Genomic DNA, 6,232 nt, shown 5'->3' on the forward strand with positions numbered 1-6,232 from the left:
GCGATCGCCAGCGCGGCGTAGCCGGGCGCAGCGGGTCGCCACGATCCATCGCGCGAGCACAACTGAATGCAGACCTCCCAGCACCACTGAGCGAATACGTCGCTCAGCCACGCCCGGACGGAGGCCGGGCCCCGAAACTTCGGGAACGGGCTGGGAAAAGACCTCCGCCGAGAAAAAGAGGAAACGCCACCTATGGCACGACTAGTCGGCGTCGATCTGCCGCGCGATAAGCGGATGGAGATCGCCCTGACCTACATTTTCGGTGTCGGCCGCACGCGGTCGAACGAGATCCTCGCGGCCACCGGCATCGACCGGGACCTGCGGACCAGGGACCTCACCGATGACCAGCTGACCCAACTGCGCGACTACATCGAAGCCAACATCAAGGTGGAGGGTGACCTGCGCCGCGAGGTGCAGGCCGACATCCGGCGCAAGATCGAGATCGGCTGCTACCAGGGCCTGCGGCACCGCCGCGGCCTGCCGGTGCGCGGCCAGCGAACCAAGACCAACGCGCGGACCCGCAAGGGCCCCAAGCGCACCATCGCCGGCAAGAAGAAGGCCAGGTAACCCCCCATGCCCCCAGCCAAGAAGGCAGCCGCGTCGGGCCCCAAGAAGGGACAGAAGACTCGTCGCCGGGAAAAGAAGAACATCCCGCACGGCGCCGCGCACATCAAGAGCACGTTCAACAACACGATCGTGACCATCACCGACCCGCAGGGCAACGTCATCGCCTGGGCGTCGTCGGGCCACGTCGGCTTCAAGGGCTCGCGCAAGTCGACCCCGTTCGCCGCCCAGCTGGCCGCGGAGAACGCCGCCCGCAAGGCCCAAGAGCACGGCGTCAAGAAGGTCGACGTGTTCGTCAAGGGCCCGGGCTCGGGCCGCGAGACCGCGATCCGGTCGCTGCAGGCCGCCGGCCTCGAGGTCGGCGCCATCTCCGATGTCACCCCCCAGCCGCACAACGGCTGCCGTCCGCCCAAGCGGAGAAGGGTCTAGGGAAATAGATCATGGCTCGTTACACCGGACCCATCACCCGCAAGTCGCGCCGGCTGCGCACCGACCTCGTCGGTGGTGACCAGGCCTTCGAGAAGCGCCCCTACCCGCCCGGCCAGCACGGCCGCGCGCGGATCAAGGAGAGCGAATACCTGCTGCAGCTGCAGGAGAAGCAGAAGGCCCGCTTCACCTACGGCGTCATGGAAAAGCAATTCCGCCGCTACTACGAAGAGGCCGTGCGCCACTCCGGCAAGACCGGCGAGAACCTCCTGCAGATCCTGGAGAGCCGGCTGGACAATGTCGTGTACCGGGCGGGCCTCGCCCGCACCCGCCGGATGGCCCGCCAGCTGGTCAGCCACGGTCACTTCAGCGTCAACGGCGTGCACGTCAACGTCCCGAGCTACCGGGTGTCGCAGTACGACATCATCGACGTGCGCGAGGGCTCGCTGAACACCGTGCCGTTCCAGATCGCGCGGGAGACCGCGGGCGACCGTCCCATCCCGAGCTGGCTGCAGGTCGTGGGGGAGCGCCAGCGGATCCTGATCCACCAGCTGCCCGAGCGCGCGCAGATCGACGTGCCGCTCACCGAGCAGCTGATCGTCGAGTTCTACTCGAAGTAAGACCCCCCGCGCTGAACCCGGCGCGGGTTGCGGCGATCGCAAGCGCGGCGAAGCCGGGCGCAGCGGGTCGGCGCGAATGAGTGAAACGGCATCAAATAGCGGGTGCCGAGAAGGAGATAGAAGAACACCATGCTGATTTCTCAGCGACCCACACTGTCGGAAGAAGTGTTGACCGACAGCCGCTCTCAGTTCGTCATCGAGCCGCTGGAGCCCGGATTCGGCTACACGCTGGGCAACTCGCTGCGGCGCACGCTGCTGTCGTCGATCCCCGGCGCGGCCGTCACCAGCATCCGCATCGACGGGGTGCTGCACGAATTCACCACCGTGCAGGGCGTCAAGGAAGACGTCACCGCGATCATCCTGAACCTCAAGAGCCTGGTGGTGTCCTCCGAGGAGGACGAGCCGGTCACCATGTACCTGCGCAAGCAGGGCCCGGGTGCGGTCACCGCCGGTGACATCGTGCCGCCCGCGGGCGTCACGGTGCACAACCCCGAGATGCACATCGCGACGCTGAACGACAAGGGCAAGCTGGAGGTCGAGCTGGTCGTCGAGCGCGGCCGCGGCTACGTGCCGGCCGTGCAGAACCGGGCGTCCGGTGCCGAGATCGGCCGCATCCCGGTCGACTCCATCTACTCGCCGGTGCTCAAGGTGACCTACAAGGTGGAAGCCACCCGCGTCGAGCAGCGCACCGACTTCGACAAGCTGGTGCTCGATGTCGAGACCAAGAGCTCCATCACCCCGCGCGACGCGCTCGCGTCGGCGGGTAAGACGCTGGTCGAATTGTTCGGTCTGGCAAGGGAACTCAACGTCGAGGCCGAGGGCATCGAGATCGGGCCGTCGCCGGCCGAGGCCGACCACATCGCGTCGTTCGCGTTGCCGATCGACGACCTCGACCTGACCGTGCGGTCCTACAACTGCCTCAAGCGCGAGGGCGTGCACACCGTCGGCGAGCTGGTGAGCCGCACCGAGTCCGACCTGCTGGACATCCGCAACTTCGGTCAGAAGTCCATCGACGAGGTCAAGGTCAAGCTGCACCAGCTGGGCCTGTCGCTCAAGGACAGCCCGGCGAGCTTCGACCCGTCGCAGGTCGCGGGCTACGACGTCGCGACCGGCACCTGGTCGACCGAGGGCGCCTACGACGACCAGGACTACGCCGAAACCGAACAGCTGTAACGGCCGTCCAGTTCCTCGGCGGCCACCAGGCCGCTGAGGAACCGGGCAGCTTCGAAGAAGAAGTCCGTCCCGGCCCTACCTGATACGGGGGCCGGCCCCACAAGGAGATAGCGCAATGCCCAAGCCCACCAAGGGCCCCCGCCTCGGCGGGTCGTCTGCCCACCAGAAGGCCCTGCTGGCCAACCTGGCCACGTCGCTGTTCGAGCACGGCCGCATCAAGACGACCGAACCGAAGGCCCGTGCGCTGCGGCCGTATGCGGAGAAGCTGATCACGCATGCGAAAAAGGGTGCGCTGCACAACCGCCGAGAGGTGATGAAGAAGATCCGCGACAAGGACGTGGTGCACGCCCTGTTCGCCGAGATCGGGCCCTTCTTCGCCGACCGGGAGGGTGGCTACACCCGCATCATCAAGGTCGAGCCGCGCAAGGGTGACAACGCCCCGATGGCGGTCATCGAGCTGGTGCGGGAGAAGACGGTGACCTCCGAGGCGGACCGCGCCCGGCGGGTGAAGTCGTCGAAGAAGGCGTCCGAGGGCGGCGACGCCCCGGTGGCGGCCGCGGCGGCGCCGCAGGCGGCGGTCGAGCCGGACGAAACCGTGGGCCCGACCGCCGACGAGGCGGCCGCCGGGGCCGAAGAGACCACGGCCGATGCCGCGCCGACCGAGGCGCAGGCCCAGGCCGAAGAGACGGCCGAGAAGGCTGTCGCCGCGCGGGCCGAAGCCGAGGCCGAGGCCGACGACCAGGCCGACGAGAGTTAGCGACGACGTCCGCCTGCGGCTCGGGATCGCCTACGACGGCACCGGTTTCGCGGGTTGGGCGGCTCAGTCGGGCCAGCGTACGGTGGCCGGTGTCCTCGATGAGGCGCTGACCACCGTCTTCCGGATTCCGGTGCGGTTGCGCGCCGCCGGGCGCACCGACGCCGGGGTGCACGCCACCGGGCAGGTGGCCCACGTCGACGTGCCGGTCGAGGCCCTGCCCAACGCCTACCCGCGCGCGCCGCGGGTGGGCGAGCCCGAGTTCCTGCCGCTGCTGCGTCGGCTCGGCCGGTTCCTGCCGACCGACGTCCGCATCCTCGACATCAGCCGCGCGCCCGCGGGTTTCGACGCGCGGTTCTCGGCGCTTCGCAGGCACTACGAGTACCGGCTGTCGACGGCGCCGTACGGCGTGCAGCCGCTGCAGGCCCGCTACATCACGGCCTGGCCGCGCGACCTCGACGTCGACGCGATGGCCGCGGCGTCACGAAACCTGTTGGGGCTGCAGGACTTCGCCGCCTTCTGCCGGCACCGCGAGAACGCCACCACCATTCGCGATCTGCAGCGGTTCGACTGGGTCCGGGACGGCGACCTGATCACCGCGCACGTCAGCGCCGACGCGTTCTGCTGGTCGATGGTGCGCTCACTGGTGGGCGCGCTGCTGGCCGTCGGTGAGCACCGGCGCCCCGCGTCGTGGTGTCGCGACTTGCTCTCCGCCGCAACGCGTTCCAGCGACTTCGCGGCGGCCCCCGCGCACGGGCTGACCCTGGTCCGCGTCGACTACCCGCCAGAGGGTCAGCTGGCCGCGCGCAACCTGATCACCCGCGACATCCGGACCCGCTGAACGCGGTCGGGGCGTCAGACCTTGCCCGCAACGAATTTCGCGGCCTGCGTGGTCAGCCCCGGCACGTAGCCGAGGTGGGCCTGCCACTGATCGCCGTTGGAGCAGATTGGATCGCCGGGGTTGCACAGATCGATGGTCTTGTCGCCGAATCCCGGCGACAGCGCGCTCATCAGCCCGCCGGCCCGGCCGGACGGGTTGCCGAACAACGCCACCGCGGCGACGTGGTCGGCGGCGTCGGCCGGCAGCGGCTGGTGAAAGCCCAGGCCGGGAAGCGGCGCGGCGGTGACGATGTCGACGACCGCCGCCCCCTGCGAGTACCCGCCGAGCACCAGCTTGGTGTCGGGGCAGTTGCCGGCCATCTGCTGGATGTGCCCGCTGGCGTCGTTGGCGCCGTCGGTGGCGGCCAGGAAGTCCTTGCTGGCCGGATAGTTGACGCCGTACGAGCCGACGTTTTTGCCCGACTGCGCGCGCAGCGCGCTGACGAAGGCCCCGCCGACCTTGCCGACGCCGGGCGGTTCGTCGGTGCCGCGCGCGAACACCACCTCGACGTCCGGGCAGGACGCCCACGCGTGCGGCAGGTGCGGCGAGGCGACCCACAGCGCAGCCGCCGCGACTCCCGCGACGGCCAGAGGTATCAGACGCACACGACGATGTTACGGGGCGTGCTGGTGGGGCAAAAGTAAAGATTCAGACCAGCGGCGCTTGCGGCGACACCGTCGCGGGCCCCGGCGCCGTGTCCGGGCCACCGTGGATCGACGAACCCGACCCCGGCGGCACCTGCCCGCCCAGCGGGGACGGCTGCGGGCCGTAGCCGGGCGGCACGGGCCCCAACGGGGGCCCGAACGCGGGCGTCGATGACCCCGAGCCCTGCAGCTTCTGGGCGACGAACGCCGCGGCCTGGGTGGTGTAGACGGGCACGTAACCCTCGGTGTGCCCGGTCCACTCGTTGCCCGGCCCGGCGTGGCAGATCGGGTCGTTGGGGTTGCAGTAGTCCGCGGCCTTCGAACCCAGCAGCGCGCTCTGGCTGGGCAACGTGCCACCGGCGCGGTCGGCCACGTCACCGAACGTGACGACGGCGGCGATGTTGTTGGCGTACTGCTCGGGCAGCTTGTTGCCCCAGCTGATGCCGCCGATCGGGACTCCGGCCACGATGTCCATCACCGAGGCGCCCTGCGAGTAGCCGCCCAGCACGATCTTGGTGTTGGGGCAGGTCTCCACGCTCTTCTTGACGCGGTCGATGGTGTCGTTGGCGCCGTCGCCGCCGTGCAACTGCAGCTTGCTGGCGGCGTAGTTCACGCCGTAGGGGAGGATGTTGAGCCCGGTCTGCTGGCGCAGCGAGTCCACCAACGCGTCGCCCACCCGGCCCAGGCCGGCGGGCTCGTTGGTGCCGCGCGCGAAAATCACCTCGACGTCCGGGCAGTCGAAGGCCCGGGCGGTGGGCGCGGGGGAAAGCAGCAGGCCAGCGCCAGTCACCAGCGCAGCCGCCCCGAGACCGGCGCAGCGACCTAAGCGGTGAGTAATCACGTCGTTACCTTACCTGTAACGCTGCGCGATCGAAACTTCGTCGAACCTGGGGATGAGCGCACCCGGCGCCGCTGACCTGCGGTCTAACGTGGGCCGATGCCGACGCAGGCGAGCGCAGGGCTGCAGCTCAGCGCGCACCCGGCCACGGCCATCGCGGTCAGGGCGGCGCCCACCGCCAGCGCCGTGAAGCGCGCCCGCGCGCGCCCGGCGGCCTCACCCAGCAGCGCGCATTCCAGGCGGCGCAGCCAGAAGCGGTGCGCGCTGAGCTGCAGCCCTGCGCTCGCCTGCGTCGGCATCGGCCCACGTTAGACCGCAGGTCAGCGGCGCCGG

General features: G+C 69.8%; 9 protein-coding genes. 6 read left to right on the forward strand and 3 right to left on the reverse strand.

What is annotated here, in order from left to right:
• Positions 1 to 192: 192 nt before the first annotated feature.
• The 6 genes from rpsM to truA all read left to right on the forward strand — a co-directional run bounded on the left by rpsM (position 193) and on the right by truA (position 4,378).
• Complete coding sequence (rpsM, locus tag A5700_RS11820) at positions 193 to 567, forward strand: 30S ribosomal protein S13 (RefSeq protein ID WP_068071752.1); 375 nt, start codon at positions 193 to 195, stop codon at positions 565 to 567.
• A gap of 6 nt (positions 568 to 573) precedes the next feature.
• Positions 574 to 993 carry a 30S ribosomal protein S11 gene (gene rpsK, locus A5700_RS11825; RefSeq protein ID WP_068071750.1) on the forward strand — a complete coding sequence of 140 codons (420 nt, stop codon included), beginning with the start codon at positions 574 to 576 and terminating at the stop codon, positions 991 to 993.
• Positions 994 to 1,004: 11 nt separating this feature from the next.
• Complete coding sequence (gene rpsD, locus A5700_RS11830; protein WP_068071747.1) at positions 1,005 to 1,610, forward strand: 30S ribosomal protein S4; 606 nt, start codon at positions 1,005 to 1,007, stop codon at positions 1,608 to 1,610.
• 129 nt (positions 1,611 to 1,739) lie between these two features.
• On the forward strand, positions 1,740 to 2,783 hold the full coding sequence (locus A5700_RS11835; RefSeq protein WP_068071745.1) for a DNA-directed RNA polymerase subunit alpha: 1,044 nt from the start codon (positions 1,740 to 1,742) through the stop codon (positions 2,781 to 2,783).
• A 115-nt stretch (positions 2,784 to 2,898) separates the two neighbouring features.
• Positions 2,899 to 3,540, forward strand: coding sequence for a 50S ribosomal protein L17 (gene rplQ, locus A5700_RS11840; RefSeq protein ID WP_068071743.1), 642 nt, complete (start codon positions 2,899 to 2,901; stop codon positions 3,538 to 3,540).
• Positions 3,431 to 4,378, forward strand: a complete 948-nt coding sequence (gene truA / locus A5700_RS11845; protein WP_197502878.1) for a tRNA pseudouridine(38-40) synthase TruA — start codon at positions 3,431 to 3,433, stop codon at positions 4,376 to 4,378. The genes rplQ and truA overlap by 110 nt, the downstream gene beginning before the upstream one ends.
• Before the next feature lie 14 nt (positions 4,379 to 4,392).
• On the opposite strand, the gene A5700_RS11850 is transcribed toward truA, so the two are convergent.
• From A5700_RS11850 to A5700_RS11860, 3 genes are all read right to left on the reverse strand, one after another.
• Positions 4,393 to 5,022, reverse strand: a complete 630-nt coding sequence (locus tag A5700_RS11850; RefSeq protein WP_156671199.1) for a cutinase family protein — start codon at positions 5,020 to 5,022, stop codon at positions 4,393 to 4,395.
• 43 nt (positions 5,023 to 5,065) lie between these two features.
• Positions 5,066 to 5,902, reverse strand: coding sequence for a cutinase family protein (locus A5700_RS11855; RefSeq protein WP_068071739.1), 837 nt, complete (start codon positions 5,900 to 5,902; stop codon positions 5,066 to 5,068).
• An 83-nt stretch (positions 5,903 to 5,985) separates the two neighbouring features.
• Positions 5,986 to 6,198 (reverse strand): type VII secretion protein EccB, encoded by a 213-nt coding sequence (locus A5700_RS11860; protein ID WP_068071737.1) that lies wholly within the window; start codon positions 6,196 to 6,198, stop codon positions 5,986 to 5,988.
• Positions 6,199 to 6,232: the final 34 nt, after the last annotated feature.

It is taken from the genome of Mycobacterium sp. E1214, assembly GCF_001666755.1.
Lineage (GTDB): Bacteria > Actinomycetota > Actinomycetes > Mycobacteriales > Mycobacteriaceae > Mycobacterium.